The sequence below is a fragment of the Bacillus sp. FSL R5-0434 genome (genome assembly GCF_038004745.1).
GTDB lineage: Bacteria > Bacillota > Bacilli > Bacillales > Bacillaceae > Bacillus > Bacillus halotolerans.
This window is the reverse complement of the sequence record NZ_JBBORV010000001.1, coordinates 3,338,532-3,365,185: the sequence shown is the minus strand read 5'-3', so window position 1 is coordinate 3,365,185 and position 26,654 is coordinate 3,338,532. Positions and strand designations below refer to the sequence as shown.

Annotated in this window: 23 protein-coding genes and 1 other RNA gene; 21 read left to right on the top strand and 3 right to left on the bottom strand. The window is 45.1% G+C overall.

Annotated elements, in window-relative coordinates; all coding sequences use genetic code 11:
- Positions 1–104: 104 nt before the first annotated feature.
- From NYE43_RS17590 to ssrA, 4 genes are all read left to right on the top strand, one after another.
- On the top strand, positions 105–845 hold the full coding sequence (locus tag NYE43_RS17590; RefSeq protein ID WP_024122857.1) for an alpha/beta hydrolase: 741 nt from the start codon (positions 105–107) through the stop codon (positions 843–845).
- An 18-nt stretch (positions 846–863) separates the two neighbouring features.
- The gene (gene rnr / locus NYE43_RS17585) at positions 864–3,200 is read left to right on the top strand and encodes a ribonuclease R (RefSeq protein ID WP_095713015.1); all 2,337 of its coding nucleotides are present in this window, start codon (positions 864–866) and stop codon (positions 3,198–3,200) included.
- A gap of 143 nt (positions 3,201–3,343) precedes the next feature.
- On the top strand, positions 3,344–3,814 hold the full coding sequence (gene smpB / locus NYE43_RS17580) for an SsrA-binding protein (protein ID WP_010331890.1): 471 nt from the start codon (positions 3,344–3,346) through the stop codon (positions 3,812–3,814).
- 175 nt (positions 3,815–3,989) lie between these two features.
- Positions 3,990–4,352, top strand: a transfer-messenger RNA (tmRNA) gene (ssrA, locus tag NYE43_RS17575).
- A gap of 813 nt (positions 4,353–5,165) precedes the next feature.
- Here the strand turns inward: ssrA and NYE43_RS17570 are convergent.
- Positions 5,166–5,366 (bottom strand): hypothetical protein, encoded by a 201-nt coding sequence (locus NYE43_RS17570; protein ID WP_024122855.1) that lies wholly within the window; start codon positions 5,364–5,366, stop codon positions 5,166–5,168.
- A 459-nt stretch (positions 5,367–5,825) separates the two neighbouring features.
- Here NYE43_RS17570 and NYE43_RS17565 point away from each other — a divergent pair, with 459 nt between their 5' ends.
- From NYE43_RS17565 to azoRB, 8 genes are all read left to right on the top strand, one after another.
- Positions 5,826–6,620 (top strand): SDR family NAD(P)-dependent oxidoreductase, encoded by a 795-nt coding sequence (locus NYE43_RS17565; protein WP_185848618.1) that lies wholly within the window; start codon positions 5,826–5,828, stop codon positions 6,618–6,620.
- 113 nt (positions 6,621–6,733) lie between these two features.
- Complete coding sequence (locus tag NYE43_RS17560) at positions 6,734–7,288, top strand: TetR/AcrR family transcriptional regulator (RefSeq protein ID WP_024122853.1); 555 nt, start codon at positions 6,734–6,736, stop codon at positions 7,286–7,288.
- 15 nt (positions 7,289–7,303) lie between these two features.
- The gene (locus NYE43_RS17555) at positions 7,304–7,657 is read left to right on the top strand and encodes a DMT family transporter (protein ID WP_024122852.1); all 354 of its coding nucleotides are present in this window, start codon (positions 7,304–7,306) and stop codon (positions 7,655–7,657) included.
- Between the two features lies 1 nt (position 7,658).
- Positions 7,659–8,048, top strand: coding sequence for a YvaD family protein (locus NYE43_RS17550; RefSeq protein WP_024122851.1), 390 nt, complete (start codon positions 7,659–7,661; stop codon positions 8,046–8,048).
- A 94-nt stretch (positions 8,049–8,142) separates the two neighbouring features.
- Entirely contained in the window at positions 8,143–9,090 is a 948-nt protein-coding gene (locus NYE43_RS17545) for an EamA family transporter (protein WP_095713019.1), read from the top strand.
- A gap of 6 nt (positions 9,091–9,096) precedes the next feature.
- The gene (locus tag NYE43_RS17540) at positions 9,097–9,753 is read left to right on the top strand and encodes a GntR family transcriptional regulator (protein WP_103671322.1); all 657 of its coding nucleotides are present in this window, start codon (positions 9,097–9,099) and stop codon (positions 9,751–9,753) included.
- Positions 9,754–9,888: 135 nt separating this feature from the next.
- A complete protein-coding gene (locus tag NYE43_RS17535; RefSeq protein WP_024122848.1) occupies positions 9,889–11,787 on the top strand; it encodes an FUSC family protein in 1,899 nt (632 codons plus the stop codon).
- Between the two features lie 160 nt (positions 11,788–11,947).
- Positions 11,948–12,574, top strand: a complete 627-nt coding sequence (azoRB, locus tag NYE43_RS17530; RefSeq protein WP_024122847.1) for an FMN-dependent NADH-azoreductase AzoRB — start codon at positions 11,948–11,950, stop codon at positions 12,572–12,574.
- A gap of 34 nt (positions 12,575–12,608) precedes the next feature.
- Here azoRB and NYE43_RS17525 read toward each other — a convergent pair whose 3' ends face one another.
- Positions 12,609–13,655: an oxidoreductase gene (locus NYE43_RS17525; RefSeq protein WP_101859949.1), complete on the bottom strand. Its 1,047-nt coding sequence runs from the start codon at positions 13,653–13,655 to the stop codon at positions 12,609–12,611.
- 157 nt (positions 13,656–13,812) lie between these two features.
- On the opposite strand from NYE43_RS17525, the gene csoR reads away from it, so the two are divergent.
- The 7 genes from csoR (at position 13,813) to NYE43_RS17490 (ending at position 21,202) form a co-directional block, all read left to right on the top strand.
- Positions 13,813–14,115 carry a copper-sensing transcriptional repressor CsoR gene (csoR, locus tag NYE43_RS17520; RefSeq protein WP_024122845.1) on the top strand — a complete coding sequence of 101 codons (303 nt, stop codon included), beginning with the start codon at positions 13,813–13,815 and terminating at the stop codon, positions 14,113–14,115.
- A gap of 75 nt (positions 14,116–14,190) precedes the next feature.
- Positions 14,191–14,400: a copper chaperone CopZ gene (gene copZ / locus NYE43_RS17515; RefSeq protein WP_024122844.1), complete on the top strand. Its 210-nt coding sequence runs from the start codon at positions 14,191–14,193 to the stop codon at positions 14,398–14,400.
- Between the two features lie 83 nt (positions 14,401–14,483).
- Complete coding sequence (gene copA / locus NYE43_RS17510; protein WP_268497255.1) at positions 14,484–16,895, top strand: copper-exporting P-type ATPase CopA; 2,412 nt, start codon at positions 14,484–14,486, stop codon at positions 16,893–16,895.
- Between the two features lie 168 nt (positions 16,896–17,063).
- Complete coding sequence (locus NYE43_RS17505; RefSeq protein ID WP_024122842.1) at positions 17,064–19,175, top strand: heavy metal translocating P-type ATPase; 2,112 nt, start codon at positions 17,064–17,066, stop codon at positions 19,173–19,175.
- A gap of 118 nt (positions 19,176–19,293) precedes the next feature.
- Positions 19,294–19,962: a DsbA family protein gene (locus NYE43_RS17500; RefSeq protein WP_101859952.1), complete on the top strand. Its 669-nt coding sequence runs from the start codon at positions 19,294–19,296 to the stop codon at positions 19,960–19,962.
- Between the two features lie 4 nt (positions 19,963–19,966).
- Complete coding sequence (locus tag NYE43_RS17495) at positions 19,967–20,383, top strand: disulfide oxidoreductase (RefSeq protein ID WP_059292555.1); 417 nt, start codon at positions 19,967–19,969, stop codon at positions 20,381–20,383.
- 207 nt (positions 20,384–20,590) lie between these two features.
- Entirely contained in the window at positions 20,591–21,202 is a 612-nt protein-coding gene (locus NYE43_RS17490) for a trimeric intracellular cation channel family protein (RefSeq protein ID WP_024122838.1), read from the top strand.
- 100 nt (positions 21,203–21,302) lie between these two features.
- Here the strand turns inward: NYE43_RS17490 and NYE43_RS17485 are convergent, their stop codons facing one another.
- Positions 21,303–21,737, bottom strand: coding sequence for a hypothetical protein (locus NYE43_RS17485; protein WP_024122837.1), 435 nt, complete (start codon positions 21,735–21,737; stop codon positions 21,303–21,305).
- A 581-nt stretch (positions 21,738–22,318) separates the two neighbouring features.
- Between NYE43_RS17485 and helD the strand changes: the two genes are divergently transcribed.
- Together helD and NYE43_RS17475 are read left to right on the top strand one after the other, a co-directional pair.
- Positions 22,319–24,643, top strand: a complete 2,325-nt coding sequence (gene helD, locus NYE43_RS17480) for an RNA polymerase recycling motor HelD (RefSeq protein ID WP_326323652.1) — start codon at positions 22,319–22,321, stop codon at positions 24,641–24,643.
- Positions 24,644–24,816: 173 nt separating this feature from the next.
- Complete coding sequence (locus NYE43_RS17475; protein ID WP_101859955.1) at positions 24,817–26,631, top strand: assimilatory sulfite reductase (NADPH) flavoprotein subunit; 1,815 nt, start codon at positions 24,817–24,819, stop codon at positions 26,629–26,631.
- Positions 26,632–26,654: the final 23 nt, after the last annotated feature.

Sequence of the window (26,654 nt, the reverse complement as noted above, 5' to 3'; positions counted from 1 at the left end):
AAGTCAGGCCTTTTTCACGTTTCTGGCTGATATTCAGAGCGTTTTTTTCTTATCAAACTGTGGAAAACTAAAATGATCGTGCAGAAAGAAAGGGAGAAATGAGCATGAAAGTTGTGACACCAAAACCATTTACATTTAAAGGCGGAGACAAAGCGGTGCTTTTGCTGCACGGCTTTACAGGGAATACAGCAGATGTGAGAATGCTGGGACGTTATTTGAATGAACGGGGCTATACGTGCCACGCGCCTCAATATGAAGGACACGGCGTTCCTCCTGAAGAATTGGTACATACGGGGCCTGAAGACTGGTGGAAAAACGTCATGGATGGCTATGAATATTTAAAATCTGAAGGCTATGAGAGCATTGCTGCCTGCGGACTGTCGCTTGGCGGGGTTTTTTCGCTGAAATTGGGTTACACTGTACCCATAAAGGGAATTGTTCCAATGTGCGCGCCAATGCATATTAAAAGCGAAGAGGTCATGTATCAGGGCGTCCTTTCCTACGCGCGCAATTACAAAAAATTCGAGGGGAAAAGCCCGGAGCAAATAGAAGAGGAAATGAAGGAATTTGAAAAAACGCCGATGAATACCCTTAAGGCGCTGCAAGACTTGATTGCCGATGTGCGAAAGAATGTCGATATGATCTATTCTCCGACATTTGTTGTGCAAGCCCGTCATGATCACATGATTAATACCGAAAGTGCCAATATTATTTACAATGAAGTGGAAACTGATGAGAAACAGCTAAAATGGTATGAGGAATCAGGCCATGTTATCACGCTGGACAAGGAACGGGACATCGTACATCAAGATGTGTATGAATTTTTAGAGAAGCTGGATTGGTAACCAACAGGAGGTCGGATTATGGAAAAAGAAGCATTTATGGATAAGCTTCTCTCGTTTATGAAGGAAGAGGCGTACAAGCCTCTGACTGTTCAGGAACTTGAGGAGATGTTACAGATTACGGATGCCGAGGAATTTAAAGAGCTCGTCAAAGCGCTGGTTGCGCTGGAGGAAAAAGGGCTTATCGTGCGGACGAGAAGCGACCGCTACGGCATTCCGGAAAAAATGAATTTAATTAAAGGAAAGCTTTCTGCGCATCCGAAGGGATTTGCCTTTTTGCTGCCTGAGGATACGTCGTTAAGCGATGTGTTTATTCCCCCTAATGAGCTGAATACAGCTATGAACGGCGATATCGTAATGGTACGCCTGAATTCGCAGTCAAGCGGCTCCAGACAAGAGGGCACCGTCATTCGTATTTTAGAAAGAGCGATTCAGCGGGTAGTCGGAACCTATACAGAAACAAAAAACTTTGGTTTTGTCATTCCGGATGACAAAAAAATCACAAGCGATATCTTCATTCCTAATAGCGGGAAAAATGGAGCGGCTGAAGGGCATAAGGTGGTTGTTAAGCTGACCAGCTATCCTGAAGGCCGAATGAATGCAGAGGGTGAGATTGAATCCATTCTCGGCCATAAAAATGATCCGGGCATTGATATTTTATCAGTCATCCATAAGCACGGACTGCCGGGTGAATTCCCTGCCGATGCAATGGAACAGGCGACAAGCACGCCTGATACGATTGATGAAAAAGACCTGAAAGACCGCCGTGATCTCCGTGACCAGGTCATTGTCACCATTGACGGAGCGGACGCGAAGGACTTGGATGACGCGGTTACAGTGACAAAGCTGGATGACGGCAGCTATAAGCTTGGCGTTCACATTGCCGACGTCAGCCATTACGTGACTGAAAACTCGCCGATTGACAAAGAAGCGATGGAAAGAGGAACGAGTGTGTATTTGGTTGACCGTGTGATTCCGATGATTCCGCACAGACTGTCAAACGGTATTTGTTCATTAAATCCGAAGGTTGACCGCCTGACACTTTCTTGTGAAATGACCATCAACAGTCGGGGAGAAGTCACAGAGCACGAAATCTTCCAAAGCGTCATCAAAACAACGGAAAGAATGACATATTCCGATGTGAATCAGATTCTTGTTGATGATGATGAAGAATTAAAGCAAAAGTACGAACCGCTCGTGCCGATGTTCAAAGACATGGAGCGGCTGGCAGAAATTCTTCGCGAAAAGCGGATGAACCGTGGCGCCGTAGATTTTGACTTCAAAGAAGCAAAGGTGCTTGTCGATGAAGAAGGCGCGGTCAAAGACGTTGTGATCAGAGAACGCTCAGTCGCCGAAAAACTGATTGAAGAATTTATGCTTGTTGCGAACGAAACCGTTGCAGAGCATTTCCATTGGATGAACGTTCCGTTTATTTACCGGATACACGAAGAGCCTAATGCTGAAAAACTGCAAAAGTTTTTAGAGTTTGTGACAACATTTGGCTATGTTGTAAAAGGAACGGCGGGAAATATTCATCCGCGCGCGCTGCAAAGCATTCTTGACGCTGTTCGTGACAGACCAGAGGAAACAGTGATTTCTACTGTCATGCTACGTTCCATGAAGCAGGCGAAATACGACCCGCAAAGCTTAGGGCACTTCGGCCTGTCAACGGAATTCTATACCCATTTCACATCGCCGATCCGCCGTTATCCGGATTTAATCGTCCACAGATTGATCAGAACGTACTTAATCAACGGCAAGGTCGATGAAGCGACACAGGAGAAGTGGGCTGAACGGCTTCCGGATATCGCTGAACATACTTCATCAATGGAACGCCGTGCAGTTGACGCAGAGCGTGAAACAGATGATTTGAAAAAAGCGGAATATATGCTTGATAAAATCGGTGAAGAATTTGACGGCATGATCAGCTCTGTGACAAACTTCGGGATGTTTGTCGAGCTGCCGAATACAATTGAAGGACTCGTCCACGTCAGCTTTATGACGGATGACTATTATCGCTTTGACGAGCAGCATTTTGCGATGATCGGCGAGCGGACGGGGAATGTGTTCCGCATCGGAGATGAAATTACAGTTAAAGTCGTTGACGTCAATAAAGACGAGCGCAATATTGACTTCGAAATCGTCGGTATGAAAGGCACCCCGCGCCGTCCGAGAGAAATGGACAGCCGCAGCCGAAAACGCGGAAAACCTGCCAGAAAACGCGTGTTAAGCACAAATACGCCTGTATCTCCTGCTCCTTCCGAGGAAAAAGGAGAGTGGTTCACAAAGCCGAAGAAAAAAAAGAAAAAACGCGGCTTTCAAAACGCACCGAAGCAGAAACGGAAAAAGAAGAAATAGCAGCTCAACCAGCAAATAGGGCCGCAGCGCTCTATTTGCTTTCTTTCGGAAACAGCTTTTCATTGTAGCCATGCGTGACATTTGGTAAAATAGAGCGTATCGCAAAGGTGGACAGTTTTTCCTTAGTGAGAGGAGGTTCTGGCATGCCGAAAGGGTCAGGAAAAGTATTATCACAAAATAAAAAAGCCAATCACGATTATTTTATAGAAGAAACATATGAAACAGGCATTGTATTGCAAGGAACAGAAATCAAAGCGATTCGCGCCGGCCGCGTGAATCTAAAAGATTCCTTCGCCAAAATCGAACGGGGAGAAGTATTTCTCCACAATATGCACGTCAGCCCGTATGAGCAGGGAAACCGCTATAACCACGATCCGCTCCGGACGAGAAAGCTGTTAATGCACCGCAAGGAAATTAACAAGCTGATCGGCTTAACGAAGGAAAAAGGTTATTCTCTCGTTCCGCTCAAGCTGTATTTGAAAAACGGCTTTGCCAAAGTTCTTCTCGGTCTGGGTAAAGGGAAGAAAAACTATGACAAACGTGAAGATCTGAAGCGCAAGGATGCGAAGCGTGAAATTGAAAGAGCGTTCAGAGACAGTCAAAAAGGGTTCTAAAAAGCATAACGCTTGATACTGAAATCCAGCCTGTGCTATACTGATTTCACGATGAGATGACACGGTCTTTTCTTGAAGGATTTGTCAATTGAAATGAGCCGTGATCATGTTATAATAGGAATGTAGCCAGTTTGAGTGAGAGCTTGATATTTCTCCCGTATTTCCCTTATAACAAGGGGACGTTACGGATTCGACAGGGATGGATCGAGCTTGAGCTGCGAGCCGAGAGGCGATCTCGTAAACACGCACATAAATATAACTGGCAAAACTAACAGTTTTAACCAAAACGTAGCATTAGCTGCCTAATAAGCGCAGCGAGCTCTTCCTGACATTGCCTATGTGTCTGTGAAGAGCACATCCAAGTAGGCTACGCTTGCGTTCCCGTCTGAGAACGTAAGAAGAGACAAACAGACTAGCTCTCGGAAGGCCCGCCCGCAGGCAAGAAGATGAGTGAAAACACAAATATGCAGGCTACGCTCGTAGACGCTTAAGTAATCGATGTTTCTGGACGTGGGTTCGACTCCCACCGTCTCCATACATACTTTGAAACCGCAGTGCTATCAAGGCTTCTAAAGCTTTCGAGGGCACTGCGGTTACTTTTTGGTAACACTTTTAAAATTTTTCGTTTTCCATGAAGCCAATAACTTCATGTTGTGCAGACGGGTAAAGGTGACTATACCTGTTCAATGCGATGACCAATGGATTGCATTTTTTATTGATCAAGTATGATGCATGTGAAGTCTGAAGTCGTGGAGCACTATTTTTTTAACCCCTGATTTTCTAAGGTATTTTTCGTACCGTCTATCAATTGTGCTAGTCGCTATGCTATCGTAAAAAGAACCAAAAATCCTATAATCAATTTTACTGGCGCTGTGTTTTCAGCGCTATTTTTTATGTCTTTTAAAAGAGACAGTTACTCTATCGGCTCTCTCTGAATCTGCATGTGAATTTTATCCTTAATCTCAATTATTCGGGAGATGCAATTGAGATGCTATGGGAGGTTTGTGGCTTAGTTTGACCTGTAGTATAAGGAGACTTTTCAAGCCCATCCTCTTTGACTGTATACCCCGTCTCTTTGTCAAAAACTAAAATCTTAGTAAAGATGTACTCAACTTCTGTTAGAGCTTTTTTAATTTGTTCTTCAGTTAAGCCATCTAAACCGTCCTCCGTATTAAATTGGGTTGCTGAACTGCTGGTGCTATTGTCGCAATAGCAAGAAAGAAAACCGACGCTAGAAAAAACAATCTTTTCAACATGTGTGAACTCCCCCTTTTTTGAAATGGTAAAAGCAACATACATTTTTCAAAAGAAGGGTTTTAATCATAATAAGTCAAATATCGACAGAAGATTGTTACCACAAATGCAAAGCAAGAAACGAAAACGCCCATGCCAATATGCCGAACATTACAAAGAACCTAAGAAAAGTCTCATATTTTGTTAGTCTTCGTTCTCTTTTTGTTTTACCTAATCTCCAATACAGGGCGTAGCCGGAGAACAATAAAATGATTTGTCCAAATTGCGACACAGATTCTAAAAATTCTATACCATTCATTGATTTTCACCTCGTTTATTTATGAGAAAAAAATAAAGTAGACTTGCAGAGAGTCTACTTACCGCTTATCCAAAGTACCCATTTTCTTCGGTTTAAAAATCGCTTGAGGGTGAAATGGCTTGCGCGTCGGTTAATAAAGTAAGGCTTAATGCTATTGTTTTAAAATGCCATATCCTTATTCGCCCCATTTACCCATCACATATTAGTTTTATTATCGCAAATGGAAAGGTCATTTCCAACAGTTATGTGAAAATTAGTAATTTGTAATATGTCTAATGGTATAAGGAATGTCGTTTCCCTTATCCAGCAGTTCTGCTTCATTTTTTTCGTATAACAGGCACCAAAAAGTGCGTACTTCCATTTGAATCCCAGCTGTTTCATACTGGTTTTACAGCAGATATTTTACCAATCGCATTTCTGTTAATAAATAAGAGGAAACAAAAACGGAGGGATGAACGAATGAAGCTGAATTTACGTGGGAAAACCGCACTGGTGACCGGCTCAACGTCGGGGATCGGCAAAGCGATTGCCGCTTCGTTAGCGGAAGAAGGCGCTGCGGTTATCATTAACGGACGCCGGGAAGAAAAAGTGAATCAGACGATAGACGATTTGAAAACACAGCATGCAGAGGCTGTGTTTTATCCGGCCGCATTTGATCTTGGAACCGAAGAAGGCTGCAATGACCTGTTTCAGGCATATCCGCAGGTTGATATTTTGGTCAATAATTTAGGGATTTTTGAACCGGCGGCGTATTTTGATATTCCCGATGATGAGTGGTTCCGATTTTTTGAAGTGAATATTATGAGCGGTGTGAGGCTCACACGCAAGTATTTACACAAAATGATAGAGAAGAAAGAAGGCCGGGTGATTTTTATTGCCAGTGAAGCGGCAATCATGCCTTCTCAGGAAATGGCCCATTACAGCGCGACGAAAACGATGCAGCTTTCCATTTCCCGCAGCTTGGCGGAGCTGGCAACCGGCACAAATGTAACGGTAAATACAGTCATGCCGGGTTCAACCTTAACAGAGGGAGTGGAAACAATGCTGAACTCTCTTTATCCTGGTGAAAACCTGACTGTTCAAGAAGCTGAGACCCGTTTTATGAAGGAAAACCGTCCGACTTCAATTATCCAAAGGCTGATCCGGCCGGAAGAAATCGCTCACTTTGTTACATTCCTAAGCAGCCCGCTGTCTTCCGCGATTAATGGCGCGGCACTTCGGGCGGACGGCGGTTTGGTCCGCAGCGTCTTTTAGAAAACCTCTCCCTCTGGGAAGAGGTTTTTTTATTGTATTGATTTCCAGAACTTGCTGTCGTATAATTTTGGTACTGTAATAGTTTTTTTAGTACCGAAAGCGAGGTGGTTGATTTGGAAAAAAGAATATTGGCGGAAACCATTCGGCTGATCAGACAGAAAGGTTTTTCATTTACAATGAACGATCTGGCGGGAGCTCTTGGAACAAGCAAGCGGACGCTTTATGCGCATTACCCGTCGAAAGATCAGCTTACGGAGGCCGTCGTGGCGCAGTTTATCGCAGAGATGAAGCAACTGGAAAAAAGCATCTATGAAGATGAGACCCTAGATGCGCTTGAAAAGGTGAAGCAAATGCTGATCGGTCTTCCAAAGGAAATGGAGCTGCTGAACATGGGGTTATTACAAGAGCTGAAGAAATCCCATTACGATGCGTGGCTCAAATTAGACACGTTTATGAAGGAAGAATGGTCAGTTGTTATTGGATTGTTAAACGAGTGCAGGGAGCAAAAGAAGATCAGAAACATCAACATTGATTTATTGGTTCAAATGTATATAGGAAGCATCAACCAAGTATATGATCCTGATTATCCGCTCAAACATCAGTACACGACAGGAGAAGTTCTTGAATCAATCGTAGATGTATTATGTAACGGGATAACAGAAAAATGAGGAGGCTGGTGGCGCGTGCAGTGGATGTTTTTATGTTTGGCCATTTTATTTGAAGTTGCCGGAACGGTCAGTATGAAGCTTTCAGCGGGTTTCACGAAGCTTCTGCCGAGTGTGCTATTGATGTTTTTTTATGGCGGGAGTCTTTTCTTTCTGACGCTTACGCTCAAATCTATCGATGTATCTGTTGCTTACGCTGTCTGGTCGGGGATGGGCATTGTCCTGATCACAGTTGTCGGGTTTTTGTATTTTCAAGAGAATATAAGTGTCATGAAACTGATTTCAATCGGGCTGATTATTGCCGGTGTTGTGTCTTTAAACCTGATCGATCAAGGGGCGGAGCCTCAAACGGTACATAAAAGTGAGCAGTAACATGAGAGTGATGAAACTGTTCTTTCTCGTGACTGATATCGGTTTTATATTGTACTGGCTGTCTGCCGGCTTTTCATTAATGCCGGAAAGCTGGGCCTTTAAACATTATCAAGATCCGTTTATGATCGCCTGGAATTGGTCCTTTTTTCCCTTGGATATCTTAATCTCCATTACTGGTTTGTACAGCTTGTATTTGCAGCGCGTCAAAAGAGCAATATGGAGGCAGCTGGCGCTGATTTCTCTTGTGCTGACCTTCTGTTCAGGCCTTCAGGCTTTATCATTCTGGACATTTAGCGGGGATTTTGATCTTGCATGGTGGCTGTTTAATGGATACCTTTTGATTTATCCTTTATTTTTTATTCACAGACTTTTATCTAAGCAGTGCGAGTAGCACTGTTTTTATTTTTTGAAAACACTTTGTTTTCTGAAAAGTAAAACGATATAATATGTAATATATTGCATATTACATGTCAGGAGGATATACGTTGGCGACTCAGAAACAACGGTTGTACGGCTTTTTAATGGTGATTGTCGGAGCTGCTTTTTGGGGATTATCGGGAACGGTTGCCCAGCATTTATTTGAAACGAGTGATGTATCGGTGGAGTGGCTTGTAACGGTGCGTTTACTGTTATCAGGCCTGTTGGTGCTGATTATTGTGTCCGCCGGTAAAAACAGGAGGGCAGTTTGGGGCATATGGAAAGATAAAAAAGCGGCTGTCCAGCTTATTGTTTTCGGGATTGCCGGCATGCTGGGTGTTCAGTATACGTTTTTAGCTTCAATCGGAACCGGAAACGCAGCGGTGGCTACGCTGCTTCAATACTTAGCGCCTGTTCTGATTATGCTGTATTTGCTTCTGACCCGAAAGAATTCATTTCAGTTTTCCGATTTTTTGGGGCTATTATTGGCTTTAGCAGGCACTTTTTTGCTGCTGACGAATGGAAACATCAGCAATTTAACAGTTTCTCCTTTATCTGTTGTATGGGGTCTTCTTTCTGCTGGCGCACTTGCCTTCTATACGCTGTATTCCAGTTCTCTTTTGAAAACATGGGGGTCGGCTCTCGTCATTGGCTGGGGGATGCTGATCGGGGGCGTCGGCATGAGCTTTATTCATCCGCCTTGGGCAGTACAGGCAGAAGGCTGGACGGTTTCTGGAATTGTATCGGTGGCTTTTATTGTTATTTTCGGAACGTTATTGGGATTCTGCATGTACCTAGAAAGTTTGAAATATTTATTCCCGCAAGAAGCGAGCATGCTGGGATGCACTGAGCCGGTTGCCGCAGTCGCGTCTTCTATTCTTTGGCTTGGCGTGTCCTTTGGGTTGTTTCAAGCAGCAGGAGCGGCATGCATTTTAGTCATGATTTTTGTCCTTTCACAGAAGAAAAGTGCCGGCAAAACGGCAGCATTAAAAAACCAAACCCATATTCAGAGGTGATGCTTTGTGCCGATACCGTCCAATGCCCCGAAGCCGAAACGGCAGACTGCCAAAAAGCTTGCTTTTGAGCAAATTCAAAAATGGATCGTGGAAGGAGTGCTTGTGCCCGGAGAAAAATTGAATGACGATGCGTTGGCCAAAGCGCTTGGCGTCAGCAGAACACCGGTCAGAGAGGCTTTGCAATTATTAGAGATGCAGGGGTTTGTTGAAATGTCTCCGGGGAAAGAAACAAGAATTTCACAGATTGAAAAAAATGATGTCTTCAAAGTCTATCCGCCGATGGCGTCTCTCCAATCCACCGCTGCCGAATTGGCAATTGAAAACATTCATTCGTCTCATATAGAGCAGCTGACAGCCATCAATCACGAAATGAAAGCGGCAATTGACCGAAACGAAATCTATGAAGTGCTTGGCATTGATAAAGCGTTTCATGATGTGATAATTGAGGCGGCTGATAATGAATATATCCGCAATTTTACCTCAGTTCTTCACATGCATATTCTTCGGCTTGAGTACCTTTTTTTCAAGTCTCCGCAGAATTCTATTGAAGAACATAACCAAATCATTCAGGCATATAAGGAGAAGAACCGGAAAAAGGCGGCTGAGCTGACATACAGCAACTGGATCAAACCAATGCATGACATTGCGAAAAAACTTGTGTAATGAAGGCAGAGAAGATATGTCTCTGTCTTTTTTGATGAGAGCATATCCAATGAGAAGATGGGTCTGTTTCTGGGCATACTATGGCGAATAAACGGGAAGAGACCAACATCATGTCGTTAAAGAGGGTTATGTAATATGAACAAGTCTTCTGATCAAAATCGAAGAACAGTGCCAAGTGTCGTCAAGGATGCCTTTCGCATTCATGCAACCCCTTTCCCATGGAAAAAGGCAATCGGGTCAGGCGTCGCTTCAGGATTTCCTGTGTTTGTCGGCGCATTGTCGGGACACACGGATTTCGGTTTGACCGCTAGCATCGGCGGCTTTGTTTTTTTATATGCAGGCGGGGAATCGTATACGAAACGTATTCTGAAGCTGCTGTTAGTTTCATTGGGGATCGCCGCATCGTTTGGATTAGGGACGCTTTTGGCAGGGACTTTCTGGAGCATGGCGGCTGTTCTGGGGCTTATCGGGGCAGCTGCAATGTTTATTTTTGGCGCGCTTGGGATACAAGGGCCAGCACCGATGTTTTTTGTCCTTGCCTTTTTGGTGAGCTCGGGTTTGCCGGCAGATCCTTCAGAAGCTCCGTTCAGAGCGGGACTGACATTTGCCGGCGGGCTTTTCGCCACAGGAATCGCCTTGATTGGCTGGATCAATAACAGGCATGGACCGGAAAATACAGTGCTGAAAAGAACATACCGCCAGCTTGCATCCTGCCTTTCCGATGTCGGAACTCCTGATTTTCATAACGCGCAGCATCAGACCGTGCTGATGCTGAGAACAGCCCGTCAAACGGTGCTCGGCAAAGGGAATAGATGGAGAAAATCGCCTCATGATGAACGTTTTATCCGCTTGCTGGAAAAAGCGGATGATCTCTTCATCTCGATCATTCATTTTTCTGCCGAAACACCAAACGCAGATAAGGCCCAGATCGCAAAGGCACTTCGCCAAACTGCCGACATGCTGGGGCAATCTCGTGTTTCCGATGCGTTTCCTATTCAGGAGGATGAAGCGGAGCCACCCCGGAAGCTGTATGAAGAAATCAACGAGGTGTTGAGTATCGCTTCAGGGCGGAATGATGATCCATCGGACGCGGAGCCAAGCCGGCTGCCATCCTCCTATTACTTTCTGAGAAATGCCTTTGACTGGGAGTCACCTGTTTTGATTCGGGCATTAAAGTATGGGATTGTGCTGTTTGCGGCGGCTTTGTTTGCCAATGCTTTCGGTTTTCACCGTTCTTACTGGATTCCGCTCTCGGCAGCGGCGGTGATGCTGGGCACGACTGTTGTCTTTACGCTGCAAAGAGCCATTCAGCGTTCGGCAGGAACCGTAATAGGCGTGATGCTGGCAGGGGCGATCCTGTTCTTTAAGCCATCCGGCGTGTATATCGCTTTAAGTATCACAATGCTTCAATTTCTTCTTGAAATGCTGATTGTCCGCAATTATGCTTTGGCTGTTCCTTTTCTGACCGCAAACGCGCTTGTCATCACAGAAAGCATGCATGGCGGCTTGGGGGCCGGTTATTTTATAGCGGCGAGGCTGACCGATGTGGCTGTCGGCAGCACAATTGGCCTATTGGGAACGATGCTTTTGTGGAGACGTTTTTCAGCAAAACGCCTGCCTGAATACATGAGGGAAGTGATCAGGCTGGAAGGGCAGTTTATGGAGAAACTGTTAGCCGGACAGCAAATAGACGGACATCAGCTTAGAGTGAGCTTAGTCAGGCTTCGGGATGCATATGATAAAGCACTTGGAGATTTTCCAAAAGCGAAAGCGGATACGCTGTGGGCGGCGATCTCTGGAGTACAGCACTTAGGTTATTATTTGCTCTCGGCTCAAGCCCATCATCGTCCGCCCTCTCCGGTTTCTGAAGAAGAAATAAACCATTTGAGAGCGTTTTTTGAACAGGCTGAGCAATCAGTACTGATGAAAATGCCGCCCGCTGTTGTAGAAGTGCCGCGTTTTCCGTATTATCCGCGAATCAGCGGGGAGCTTTACACATTGTATACAGGTTTGCGAACAGCTTATGAAAAGTAAGCTGTTCGTACGGATTTAAAAAAATCTTTAATTCGAGATATTTTTCTTGAAAGCAATTTTTATTGCACCTATAATAAGGTTTAAGAGATAAAGAATAATCAGGACGCGTCTGAATGATAATAACGGATGTGTAATTTTAAAATTGAAAGGGCTGGTAAAAATGGCAAAAGTATTGTATATCACTGCTCACCCGCATGATGAAGCGACTTCTTACAGCATGGCAACCGGTAAAGCGTTCATCGAATCATACAAAGAAGCAAATCCAAATGATGAAGTTGTACATATCGACTTGTACAAAGAAAACATTCCTCACATTGATGCTGATGTATTCAGCGGCTGGGGCAAGCTCCAGTCCGGCGATGCACTTTCTGAAAACGAAAAAGCGAAAGTGGGCCGTTTAGGAGAGCTTAGCGATCAATTTGCATCTGCTGATAAATATGTGTTCGTCACGCCATTATGGAACTTCTCATTCCCGCCGGTGATGAAAGCGTACCTTGATTCAGTTGCAGTAGCAGGAAAATCTTTTAAATATACTGAACAAGGTCCTATCGGCTTGTTAACTGATAAAAAAGCGATTCACATTCAAGCGCGCGGCGGCTATTATTCAGAAGGCCCTGCGGCTGAAATGGAAATGGGCCACCGTTACATTGGCATCATGATGAACTTCTTCGGCGTTCCATCCTTCGATGGCATTTTCGTAGAGGGTCATAATGCAGAGCCTGACAAAGCACAGCAAATCAAAGAAGATGCGATTGCCCGTGCAAAAGAAGCAGGAAAAACATTCTAATGAAAAAGCCTCCCCGTATAAAGGGAGGCTTTATTTATTGTTCTAACGAAATGGTCCGTTTCTCTTCACTGCTTTTCACAGCCGCTTCAATGATCCGGATGACATCAATTCCCTCTTCAGCTGTGACAGGCAGCGGCGCGCCTTCGCGTATGCTGTCCGCTATTTTGCGGTAATAGGTAAGGTAAGAGCCGTTAACTGATGGAATGGTTTCTGTTTTTTTGTTCTCGCCATGAACAGTTGTCAGCTGACCGTAAGACTCGGGATCATCCGCACCCCAGCTGTCATCCTCCGGTTTTTTCCCGGCTCTGAGGGCATCCTCCTGTCCGTCGATCCCGTATTTGATAAAGCTGGATTGCTGTCCGTGAATTTGATAACGCGGCCCGTTTGCCGGGACGATTGATCCGGCGTATAGAATGGCTTGAAGCTTGCCGTAATCCATTGTCAGATGAAAATAATCAACGGTTTCAGCATGTTCTCTTTGAGCCATGACTTTTGCGGTTACAGCTTTAGGCATTCCGAATAAATGCAGTGCCTGGTCTATGATATGAGAGCCGAGATCATACAGCGTACCGGTGGCAGCCCCTTCTTTTTCCCGCCATTTTGCTTGAACCTCAGGTTTGTATCGGTCATAGGAGACCTGATATGTATTGATATCTTCTAGAGACCCGTCATCAATGAGTTTCTTAATTGTTAAAAAGTCATTATCCCATCGCCTGTTATGGTATACGCTTAACAAGACGCCTCGTTCGTCGGCCGCTTTTTTTAATTTCTCCCCTTCTTCAGCAGTGGCTGTCATCGGTTTTTCAATAACGACATGTTTGCCCGCCTGAATGCATGCCAATGCGTGCTCGTAATGCAGGCCGCTCGGAGTGGTGACGATGACAAGCTCAATTGCCGGATCATTTGTCATCTCCTCAAGCTCATGCACTACTTCGGCATCAGGGAAATCACGCTTCACCTCTTCCGTTCGCGATGTCATCACCTTGCTGATATGATACTCGTCCAGAACGGCAAGCAGCGGCGCGTGAAAGACCGAGCCTGACAGTCCGTACCCTAATATCCCTACCTGTATCGTATTCACTTTTCTTCTCCCCTTTTAAAAGTGCTTTGATAAAGGTATATACCCTTATCTTCAAATGGTAAAACCTGCATAGTGGCTTTTTTTGCCGCCGCAAGCTTAGACAACGGTTTGGACAATCAGTATAATGGGAATTAATATATGAAACAGAGGTGTGCGCATGGAGAAGCATAATGAACATAAAGCATTAAACCATAAAAGCTCGAAAGAAAAGGATCAAATTACAAACCGATTGAAACGGATAGAAGGCCAGGTCAGAGGCATTCAAAATATGGTGGAAAACGATCGATATTGTGTAGATATTCTTGTACAGATTTCAGCTGTTCAGGCGGCAATGCAAAAAGTGGCTCTCCACTTGCTTGAAGATCACGCCCATCATTGCGTAGCAGACGCCATCAAAAGCGGAGACGGGGACCAAGCCATTTCTGAGCTATTAGACGTATTTAAAAAATTAGCGAAATAATCATGTTTTATTATTGTAATACCCTACGGGGGTATGGTAGGATGAAAACAGATCGAATAAACAGGAGGAATTCATATGGAACAAAAAACATTGCAAGTTGAAGGCATGTCTTGTCAGCACTGCGTCAAAGCAGTTGAAACGAGTGTGGGAGAACTGGACGGGGTTAGTGCTGTTCATGTCAATCTTGAAGCGGGGAAAGTTGATGTCACGTTTGATGCCGGCAAAGTGTCAGTCAAAGACATTGCGGATGCGATAGAAGACCAAGGCTATGATGTAGCCAACTGATTCACGGTATCGCGCCTTCATCAAGGCGCGATATTTCTTTCATTTTTATATACCCCCCGGGTGTATGTAAAGGAGTGAGTGTATTGAGTGAGCAAAAGGAAATTGCGATGCAAGTATCTGGTATGACTTGTGCGGCGTGTGCCGCCAGAATTGAAAAAGGCCTGAAGCGGATGCCTGGTGTCACGGATGCCAATGTGAATCTGGCGACGGAAACGTCAAATGTTACCTATGACCCTGCTGAAACAGGAACAGAAGCAATCCAAGAAAAAATAGAAAAACTGGGTTATCACGTCGTAACGGAAAAAGCTGAGTTTGATATTGAGGGCATGACCTGTGCAGCATGCGCCAATCGGATTGAAAAGAGGCTTAGCAAATTAGAAGGCGTTACAAATGCTCCGGTGAACTTTGCTTTAGAAACTGTAACAGTTGAATACAACCCAAAAGAAGCGGCTGTCAGCGATTTTAAAGAAGTCGTTGATAAGCTCGGATATCAACTTAAGCTGAAAGGCGATGAGGATAGCGAAGCCGCTGCTTCCAAAAAGAAAGAAGAACGGCAGCAAACAGCGAGACTGATCTTTTCAGCTATTCTGTCATTTCCTTTGCTGTGGGCGATGGTGAGCCATTTTACATTTACTTCGTTCATTTGGGTGCCGGATTTATTCCTCAATCCGTGGATGCAATTTGCCCTTGCGACCCCGGTGCAGTTTTTGATCGGCTGGCCGTTTTACGTCGGCGCATATAAGGCGCTCAGAAATAAAAGCGCCAATATGGATGTATTGGTTGCACTCGGAACAACGGCTGCTTATGCTTACAGTCTTTATCTTACGATTCGAAGCCTCGGTTCCCATGGGCATACTGACGGCCTTTACTATGAAACAAGCGCGATTTTGCTGACGCTCATTTTGTTAGGAAAGCTGTTTGAAACGAAGGCGAAAGGGCGCTCATCAGATGCCATTAAAAAGCTCATGAAGCTGCAAGCCAAAACAGCGGCGGTCGTAAGAGACGGACAGGAGCAAATCATCCCGATAGATGAAGTGGCTGTTGGTGATATTGTTCATGTCAAACCAGGCGAACGAATTCCTGTCGATGGAGAGGTGCTGGAAGGCCGCTCGGCTGTAGATGAATCCATGATTACAGGAGAAAGTCTTCCCGTTGACAAATCTCCCGGTGACAGCGTGACAGGAGCGACTGTGAACTCAAACGGTTTCCTGAAAATCAAGGCTGTTAACGTCGGGAAAGAAACAGCGCTTTCTCATATCATCAAAATTGTGGAGGAAGCACAAGGATCAAAAGCGCCGATCCAGCGTCTCGCCGACCAGATATCAGGCATTTTTGTGCCGATTGTATTGGGGATCGCCGTCCTCACGTTCCTTATTTGGTATCTTTGGGCGTCTCCAGGTGATTTTGCTGAAGCGATCAGCAAGTTTATTGCGGTTCTCGTCATCGCCTGTCCATGTGCACTGGGTCTTGCCACCCCGACAAGCATTATGGCAGGATCCGGACGGGCGGCTGAATTCGGCATTCTTTTTAAAGGCGGAGAGCATTTAGAAAAAACACATCGCCTTGATACCATTGTTCTCGATAAAACCGGAACAGTGACAAACGGAAAGCCGAAGCTGACTGATGCCATTCCGGCCGATGGCTTTGAAGAAACAGAGCTGCTCCGGTTCGCAGCAGCAGCTGAGACGGGCTCGGAACACCCGCTCGGCGAAGCGATCGTTGCCGGTGTGAAAGATAAAGGGCTGGAGATACCGAAGCTCACCCATTTTGTAGCGAAAGTAGGCGCTGGTATTTCAGCCGAAGCTGGAGGCAAAACGATACTCGTCGGCACAAGACGGTTAATGGAGAGCGAACGGATTGAGCATGAGGCTTTTCTTCCTCGGATGGAGGAGCTTGAAGGAGAAGGAAAAACGGTGATGCTCGTGTCCATTGATGGAGCAGCAGCGGGACTTGTAGCGGTTGCCGACACGATAAAAGACACGTCGCGGGAGGCAGTCACCCGTCTGAAAGAGATGGGTCTGGATGTCATCATGATGACCGGGGACAATCGCAGAACGGCAGAAGCGATAGCAAAGGAAGCTGGAATTGACAGCGTCATTGCTGAGGTCCTTCCTGAGCAAAAGGCAGCGGAAATCTCCCGCCTGCAAAAAGAAGGACGCCAGACGGCAATGGTCGGTGATGGCATCAACGATGCACCCGCGCTTGCCACAGCGGATATCGGCATGGCCATTGGAACAGGCACCGACATCGCGATGGAAACAGCGGACATAACGCTCATTCGCGGCGATCTGAACAGTATTGCGGACGCCATCCGTATGAGCAGACTTACGATGAAAAACATTAAACAAAACTTATTCTGGGCACTTGGCTATAACAGTCTTGGCATACCAGTCGCGGCCCTTGGATTTTTAGCGCCATGGATAGCGGGAGCGGCAATGGCTTTTAGCTCTGTATCTGTTGTTCTGAATGCGCTGCGTCTGCAAAAAGTAAAATAAAAACCGGTGATTTGCCGGTTTTTATTTTTCATTGACACTTTCTTGGAAAACACCATATAATAGATGTAACTATTATATGAGTATATGCTCATATATGTAATTTTGATACTCACACTCATTCATATGCTTTGATGAGGGAACCCTAAATCGGAAGGTAAGGTGAGACAAATGAAACAAGTGACGCGGGAATATGTTCTGGACGGTTTGGATTGCAGCAACTGCGCACAAAAAATCGAAAATGGCGTCAAAGGCATCAAAGGCGTTGACGGATGCGCGGTTAACTTTGCAGCAAGCACACTGACTGTCTCAGCCGATGGCAAAGAAGAACAATGGGTCACCAATAAGGTCGAGAAAAAAGTAAAATCAATTGATCCTCATGTAACAGTTCGTCCGAAACATAAAAAGAAATCAGCAGATGACGGTTATCGAAAAAGAATGATCAATATGCTGATCAGAATGGCAGCAGCGGTCCTTCTCGGAGCGGCGGCATATTTGATTCATGCCGGCCCAATGCTGGAATTTTTATTATTTTTCGCCGCCTACTTGATAATCGGAGGAGACATTGTCGTTCGAGCGGTCAAAAATATCAGCCGCGGACAAGTGTTTGATGAACATTTTTTAATGGCTCTTGCTACAATCGGCGCTTTTTTAATTCAGCAATACCCGGAAGGCGTTGCTGTGATGCTGTTTTATCAAATCGGCGAGCTGTTTCAAGGAGCCGCGGTCAGCCGTTCTAGAAAATCGATCAGTGCATTAATGGATATCAGGCCGGATTACGCCAATATGAAAATAGGAGACGGCATCAAGACCGTTTCTCCGGAGGGCGTGCAGACAGGAGATATCATTGTCGTCAACCCGGGAGAAAGCATACCGCTGGACGGAAAGGTTGTGCAGGGATCGGCGATGGTTGATACATCAGCGCTGACAGGAGAATCTGTACCAAGAAAAGCGGCAGAAGGACAAGAAGTCATGTCCGGCTTTATCAATCAAAACGGCGTTCTGCATATAGAAGTAACAAAAGGCTATCAGGATTCCGCGGTATCCAAAATATTAGATTTGGTTCAAAATGCGAGCAGCCGTAAAGCGCGGACCGAAAACTTTATCACGAAGTTTGCCAAGTATTATACACCGGCTGTCGTCATTATCGCCGCCCTGCTGGCATTTGTCCCGCCGCTGTTTATTCCTGGCGCTTTACTTTCTGATTGGGTGTACCGCGCGCTTATTTTCTTAGTCATTTCATGCCCATGCGCCCTTGTTGTCTCCATTCCGCTCGGTTTCTTCGGCGGAATCGGCGCAGCTTCGAAGGCCGGGGTGCTTGTGAAAGGAAGCAATTACTTAGAAGCCTTACATCAAGTCAAATACGCTGTGTTTGATAAAACAGGCACACTGACAAAAGGCAGCTTTGAAGTGACAGAGATCAAACCTGCGAAAGGTTTTTCGAAGGAGACTTTACTCAAAGCCGCGGCATACGCTGAGCTCCACTCTCAGCACCCGATTGCAGAATCTGTGCGGAAAGCCTATAGGAAGCCGCTTTCCCCGGACACAATCGAGTCATATGAGGAAATATCCGGGCACGGTATTTTCGCAAAGGTGAACGGAAAAGAAATCCTTGCGGGGAACAAGAAGCTGATGGAAAGAGAGCAGATTGAGAGCGTCCCGGATGAAAACGCCGGTACAATTGTTCACGTGGCTATTGATCAGCGCTATGCCGGGGCGATCATCATAGCAGATGAAGTAAAGGAAGACGCAAAACAAGCGATCGCAGATTTGAAATCGCTCGGTATCAAACAGACAGTCATGCTGACGGGCGATTCAAAACAGACAGGAGAAACAGTCGGAAAACAGCTCGGCCTCGACGAGGTTTATGCGGAGCTGCTGCCGGAGGAAAAAGTGGAGCGGGTAGAAGCATTGGAATCGAAGCTGCTCCCGAATGAAAAACTCATTTTTGTCGGTGACGGAATTAATGACACTCCGGTGCTTGCACGCGCGGACATTGGAGCGGCGATGGGCGGACTCGGGTCAGATGCAGCTGTAGAAGCCGCGGATGTTGTGCTGATGACAGATCAGCCGTCAAAAATAGCGGAAGCGATTCGGATTGCAAAACGGACTCGGCGAATCGTGTGGCAAAACATCGGATTTGCTTTAGGTGTTAAGGCCATTTTCCTCTTACTCGGAGCGTTTGGATTTGCGACCATGTGGGAGGCGGTTTTCTCAGATGTCGGTGTTACGCTTCTCGCTGTTGCAAACGCTATGCGCGTGATGCGCCTCAAAATAAGATAATTGTCGGAGAGAATTCACTATTTCGGGCTTTTCTTATAGACGGTTGTCTTGTTAAAATAAAGAAGTGGGTCAATTGAGATCCGCTTCTTTTTTAATTTTAAAGCGATGAGGTGTCGGAGTGAAAAAGAAACAGCAGTCTTCTGCGAAATTCGCGGTCATCCTTACGGTTGTCGTTGTTGTCTTGTTAGCAGCAATTGTAATCATTAATAACAAAACGGAGCAAGGCAACGAAGCAGTGTCAGGACAGCCGTCTATCAAAGGCCAGCCTGTGCTTGGCAAAAATGATGCACCGGTAACGGTAGTGGAATTCGGAGATTATAAATGTCCGTCTTGCAAGATGTTTAACAGCGACATCTTCCCTAAAATCCAAAAAGACTTTATTGACAAGGGCGATGTGAAATTTTCTTTCGTGAACGTCATGTTCCATGGAAAAGGCTCAACGTTAGCGGCTCTTGCCTCAGAGGAAGTATGGAAAGAAGATCCTGATTCTTTCTGGGCATTTCATGAAAAGCTGTTTGACAAGCAGCCGGACACAGAACAGGAATGGGTAACGCCGGCGGTTCTCGGTGATATCGCAAAAAGCACGACAAAGGTAAACCCTGATACGCTGAAGGACAATCTTGATAAGGAAACATTTGCATCTGCAGTGGAAAAGGATTCGGACCTTAATCATAAAATGAACATAAAAGCAACGCCTACGATTTATGTTAATGATAAAGTGATCAGTAATTTTTCGAATTATGAAGAAATTAAAGAAACGATAGAAAAAGAGCTGAAAGGGAAGTAAGCGCATGAAAAATAGAATTGTTTTTTTATATGCTTCCTGGGTTGTTGCTCTTATCGCCATGCTGGGCAGCCTATATTTCAGTGAAATCAAAAAGTTCATCCCATGTGAACTGTGCTGGTACCAGCGTATCCTCATGTATCCGCTCGTTCTGATTTTAGGAATCGCCACCTTTCAGGGTGACACACGCGTGAAAAAGTATGTGCTGCCGATGGCAATTATCGGCGCATTTATTTCGATTATGCATTATCTGGAGCAAAAAGTGCCGGGCTTTAGCGGCATCAAGCCATGTGTAAGCGGTGTGCCTTGCTCGGGCCAATATATTAACTGGTTTGGTTTTGTGACCATTCCGTTTCTGGCCTTGATTGCTTTTATTCTGATCATCATTTTTATGTGCCTTTTAAAAGGTGAAAAATCTGAATAAGAAAAAAGCGCCCGCGAATGCAGGGCGCTTTTTTTACGGTACAAATGATAGGCACTGCCAGCGGCAGACTCATGCTGATCGGCGTTTACTGTTTTCCCTCTAAATTTATCTTTTTTTATCATAAAAATGTTATTGATTTTAAGCTGAAGCGGTTATAAAATCTAGAGGTCGTCAGAAAATTTAACAAATATAAAGGGAGTCATCAGAATGGCTTGGGAGCTGCTCAGTGTGATCGGCATCATTGCGTTTGCGGTCAGCGGCGCAATTGTTGCAATGGAAGAAGAATATGATATTTTAGGTGTTTATATATTAGGGATTGTCACAGCTTTTGGAGGAGGAGCGATCCGCAATTTGCTGATCGGTGTTCCGGTGTCAGCATTGTGGGAGCAGGGTGCGTACTTTCAAATCGCTCTGATATCCATCACGATCGTTTTCTTGTTTCCGAAGCTGCTGCTGAAGCATTGGAACAAATGGGGAAATTTATCGGATGCGATCGGTCTTGCAGCTTTTGCTATTCAAGGCGCCCTGTACGCCGTCAAAATGGGGCATCCGCTTAGTGCCGTTATCGTGGCTGCGGTGCTGACGGGAAGCGGCGGAGGAATCATTCGAGACCTGCTTGCCGGACGCAAGCCGCTCGTGCTGAAAGCGGAAATCTATGCGGTATGGGCGGCGCTCGGCGGTTTAATCGTCGGCTTGGGCTGGACCGGAAACTCGATCGGTTTATACGGGCTGTTTTTTGTGCTCGTCGTATGCCGCGTTTGTTCTTATATGTTTAATTGGAAGCTGCCAAACCGTTATTTTCGCTTAGATAGCCAGTAAATAAAAGAAACCTCATCCATGTCGGAGAGGTTTTTTTATTGCAGCCAGCTGGATCAAAGTCCTTTCAAATGCTGACCGAGCAGAGCAAAGTTGTTTGAAATTAATAAGTAGCCCAAAATGTATAGCTGATGGTCTTTTTAGTTCCTGTGTTAGTGAATTTGAATCTGTAATTTGTTTTGTAGCTTTTAGAAGCTTGTTTGTAACTTAAATTTGTAGAGCCTTTTTTCTTTGCATAAAAAGTTTTCACATTTTTCCAGCCTTTATTTGTCTTTTGTTGCAGAGTTGCTGTAATTTTCCCGCTGCCTGATCCGTTTGCCGTAATGTTGGCCCAAGTTCCTTGCCCTGGATAATAAATATGAAAAGTTGGCGAGTAAGTATAGTTTTTAAATGAGCCCGAATGGTAATGAGTACTCCATATTTGACCTTTTTTAACCCAATCTTTAGCTTCTGCTTTGTTGTTTACTAGATCAATAGCCGTAAAACTTGTTACGGCTACGACGAAAGCCAGCAACATCATATATAGCTTTTTCTTCACTGAGTATTTCCTCCTAGCTTATTCTGGTTCTTTCTTCATGTTCATATCATAAACCGTGAGAAATAATGTAACATCGTCCTAATCTCCCAAATTAGAAACTTCATTTTGTTGAAATATGTCGAAATTGGATAAAAAATGACTATTTTACTGCGTCTATAGGTATGATAGCAAGGATGGAAGGCTATTGATTTTAGTTGCTATATGGATGATAATACAGCCAGTTTAGTCACTCTTCACGTGAGATGAACTGATAAACACGGCAACGCTCTGTGTGTTTTTAAAATGAAAAAGATATATTTTCATATGGAAGATTGAATGTTATAAGGAATCGATACTGATGAAAGAGAAGATTCGCAACCTTAAAAAGCACGTACAACAGTGAAATCTTAAAATAAAAAAACCGATTTCCAGTTGAAATCGGTTTTTTTATGCATATAAATAACCCAAACCTTGAACGATATTGGGTGAATGTGCTATTATAAATTGTATTTGCCTGTTTTTATCATATATTAAATATATATCCAATTCTATTTTACATTATTTCTTCTTCGTTTGTCAACTATTTTCTGGAGGTGCCGTTCATGAATCAGCATGATAAGGAATGGAAAGAAGAGCAGTCAAGAATAGATGATGTACTGCAGGAGCTCGAGCATAAAGAGCGGCTTCTCGAAACGTCCGCGGGCGGATTAAAGCATGATATTATCGGATTACGAAAAAACTTCTGGGAGGATGTCACGGTTAACTTTGATGACGCCCATGAAGCTGTTGAAACGATGGCAAGCATTAAGCAGCAAGCAGAGCTGCTGTCTGATCGGGAACGGAATCATCGGCATATGGATCAGCAGCTCAAGCGAATTCATCAATTAAAAGCAACGCCTTATTTCGGCCGGATTGATTTTATTGAAAACGGCGAGAAACAGGCGGAGCAGATCTATATCGGTTTAGCATCCTGTATGGATGAGCAGGAGGAACACTTTCTGATTTATGATTGGAGAGCACCGATATCAAGCCTTTACTATAATTATTCCCCAGGAAAAGCTGAATACGAGGTTCCCGGCGAAACGATAGAAGGGGAAATGGTGCTGAAGCGCCAGTTTATTATTAAAAACGGCGCTCTTAAAGCGATGTTTAATACTGATATGACGATCGGCGATGAAATGCTGCAAGAAGTATTAAGCCATCACTCTGATACACAAATGAAAAACATCGTGTCTACGATTCAGAGAGAACAAAATCAGATTATCCGAAATGAAAAAAGCAAATTTCTGATTGTGCAGGGTGCGGCAGGCAGCGGAAAAACGTCAGCAGCGCTCCAGCGTGTCGCTTATTTGTTATACAGGCACCGCGGTGTAATTGATGCCGGACAAATCGTTTTATTTTCCCCAAACTTTTTGTTTAACAGCTATGTCTCCTCTGTTTTGCCTGAATTAGGCGAAGAAAATATGGAACAGGCGACGTTTCAGGAATATATCGAGCATCGGCTTGGCCGCAAGTTTCAATGTGAAAGCCCCTTTGATCAGCTGGAATATTGCCTGACCAAAACAAAAGATGACTGTTTTCAATCAAGGCTTGCCGGAATCACGTGGAAGGCAGGCTTATCTTTTCAGCAATTTATTGATGAATACACCAGCAGGCTGTCTTCTGAAGGAATGATCTTTAAAAATATCGTTTTCCGCGGACAAAAACTGATCACAAAGGAACAAATCCAAGCGTATTTTTACTCGCTTGATCAAAGCCTGTCCATTCCGAACCGGATGGAACAAACGGCAAATTGGCTGCTGAGTGAGCTTAACAAGCTGGAGAAAAAGGAACGGCGAAAGGATTGGGTCGTTCAGGAAGCCGAGCTTCTCGACAAAGAGGAATATTTGGAAGTGTACAAAAAGCTGCAGGCAAAGAAACGGTTTAGTGAGAGTACATTTAACGATCATCAGAGAGAACAGCAGCTGCTTGCCGCCATGATTGTAAAAAAGGCCTTCAGAGCAATTAAACAGGCGGTCAGGCAGCTGGCGTTTCTTGATGTCAAACAGCTGTATCTGCAATTGTTTTCTGACTGGGGAAGCAAAGCTCAAACAGAGGATACTGCGGCAATAGGGGAGCTGACAAGATCGGCATTTGGAGAAAATAAACTGCTCTATGAGGACGCGTCTCCATTTCTATATTTGCAGGATTTGCTAGAAGGCAGAAAGAAAAACACGCAGATCAAACATCTATTTATCGATGAAGCTCAAGATTATTCTCCATTCCAGATGGCGTATATAAGGAGTATTTTTCCGTCTGCCAGCATGACGGTGCTCGGTGATATCAATCAGTCTATTTACGCCCATGCGATAAACGGTGCAGCACGTATGGATGCCGGCTTTGAAAAAGAGCAGGCTGAGTGTGTCCGTTTAAAAAGAACGTACAGATCAACGAGACAAATTGTGGAATTGACAAAAGCGCTGCTGCAGGACGGAGCGGACATTGAGCCTTTTAACAGAGATGGGGAAATGCCCTGCGTGTTAAAAAGCGAGGGTTGCGAGGATCTTTGTCAAAAGCTTATGCGAGAAATTGGGCGACTTAGAAAGAAAGGGCATGAAACCATTGCTGTTATTTGCAAAACGGCGCAGCAGTCAAGACAGGCACACGCTCAAATAAGCGAATATACCGATATTCGGCTGATTCATAAAGAAAACCAAACGTTTCAAAAGGGAGTCTGTGTTATTCCGGTTTATTTAGCGAAGGGAATTGAGTTTGACGCAGTACTTGTCTATGATGCCTCAGAAGAACAATATAGAACAGAGCACGACCGGAGGCTGCTGTACACTGCCTGCACCCGGGCCATGCACGGGCTGACCGTTTCTTCTATCGGTGAACCAAGTCCGTTTGTGAGTGCTGTGCCCCCTCATTTATATAAGAGTGCTGATTGAAAGAGAAGGGTGCCTTCTCTTTTTTCTTCATTTAAATGAGACAAAGGGGGTTTATCATTAATAATCTTAATCGTTATCATCATGTAAATATATTTTACTTGCGGTGTGTCTTCCGGTAAAGTTCAATTAGATACTATTTCGATCAGTTTATACAATTTTGTGAGGTGGATACGTTGCAACTTCAGGTAATGAACAGTCCGTTTAATCAGGAGCAGGCAGAGCTCCTTAACCGCCTTCTGCCAACCTTGACAGAATCTCAGAAAATCTGGCTGAGCGGCTATTTATCAGCGCAATCTGTTTCCGTCCTGGAAACATCGGGGGCGCCGGCTGCTGTGTCTGCGGGTGTAACGGCACCGGCCATTTCAAAAGAAGTCACCGTCCTTTACGGTTCACAGACGGGAAACGCACAAGGGCTTGCAGAGAACGCCGGCAAGCAGCTTGAGGAGCGAGGCTTTCAAGTCACCGTTTCATCCATGAGCGACTTTAAGCCGAACCAGCTCAAGAAAATTAACAATCTTCTGATTGTCGTCAGTACGCATGGCGAAGGTGAGCCGCCTGATAACGCGCTGTCGTTTCACGAATTTTTGCACGGAAGACGGGCGCCTAAGCTTGATGATCTTCGCTTTTCTGTTTTGGCGCTTGGTGACAGTTCATACGAATTCTTCTGTCAGACAGGAAAAGAATTTGATCAGCGCTTAGAAGAGCTTGGCGGGAAACGAATTTCTCCGCGCGTTGACTGTGATTTGGATTATGATGAGCCGGCTGCTGAATGGCTGGAAAGCGTATTTGAGGGCTTAAGTGAAGCCGAGGGCGGAAGCGCCGCGCCTGCGCCGGCCGCAGCGCCTCAAACTGGTGAATCTGCGTATTCAAGAACAAATCCTTTCCGGGCGGAAGTGTTAGAAAATTTAAATTTAAACGGCCGCGGATCAAATAAAGAAACACGCCATGTAGAGTTGTCTCTTGAAGGATCAGGCCTTACGTATGAACCTGGTGACAGCCTCGGCGTCTATCCGGAAAATGATCCGGTACTTGTCGATTTGCTGCTTCAGGAAATGAATTGGGACCCCGAAGAAATTGTGACGCTGAATAAGCAAGGCGATGTCCGCCCGCTGAAAGAAGCGCTGATTTCTCATTATGAAATTACTGTTCTCACAAAGCCGCTTCTTGAACAGGCTGCTCATTTGACGGGAAGCGAGGAGCTTAGAGAGCTTTTAGCACCGGGAAATGAGGGTAAAGTGAAAGCGTATATTGAAGGGCGCGATTTGCTTGATCTGATCCGGGATTATGGGCCGTTTAGTGTAACGGCGCAGGAGTTTGTATCCATTCTTCGAAAAATGCCGGCCCGCCTCTATTCAATTGCGAGCAGCTTATCCGCAAACCCGGATGAAGTGCATTTAACGATTGGTGCAGTTCGGTACGACGCGCATGGCCGCGAACGAAAAGGCGTCTGCTCAATTTTATGTGCGGAGCGTCTGCAGCCGGGAGACACACTGCCGGTTTATGTCCAGCATAATCAGAACTTCAAGCTTCCGAAGGATCCTGAAACACCGATTATCATGGTCGGCCCTGGGACAGGCGTTGCGCCGTTCCGTTCCTTTATGCAGGAGCGCGAGGAGACGGGAGCTGAAGGAAAAGCATGGATGTTCTTCGGTGATCAGCATTTTGTCACAGATTTCCTATATCAGACAGAGTGGCAGAATTGGCTGAAAGATGGCGTGCTGACAAAAATGGACGTAGCGTTCTCACGCGATACGGAAGAAAAAGTGTATGTGCAGCACCGCATGCTTGAACAGAGCGCAGAACTGTTTGAATGGCTTCAAGAAGGAGCGGCTGTTTACATTTGCGGAGATGAAAAGCACATGGCACACGATGTCCATAACACACTCTTGGAAATTATAGAAAAAGAAGGCAATATGACCCGTGAAGAAGCGGAAGTTTATCTTGCCGATATGCAGCAGCAAAAACGTTATCAGCGTGATGTATACTGATTTGACCTGAAAGGAGTTTTTCA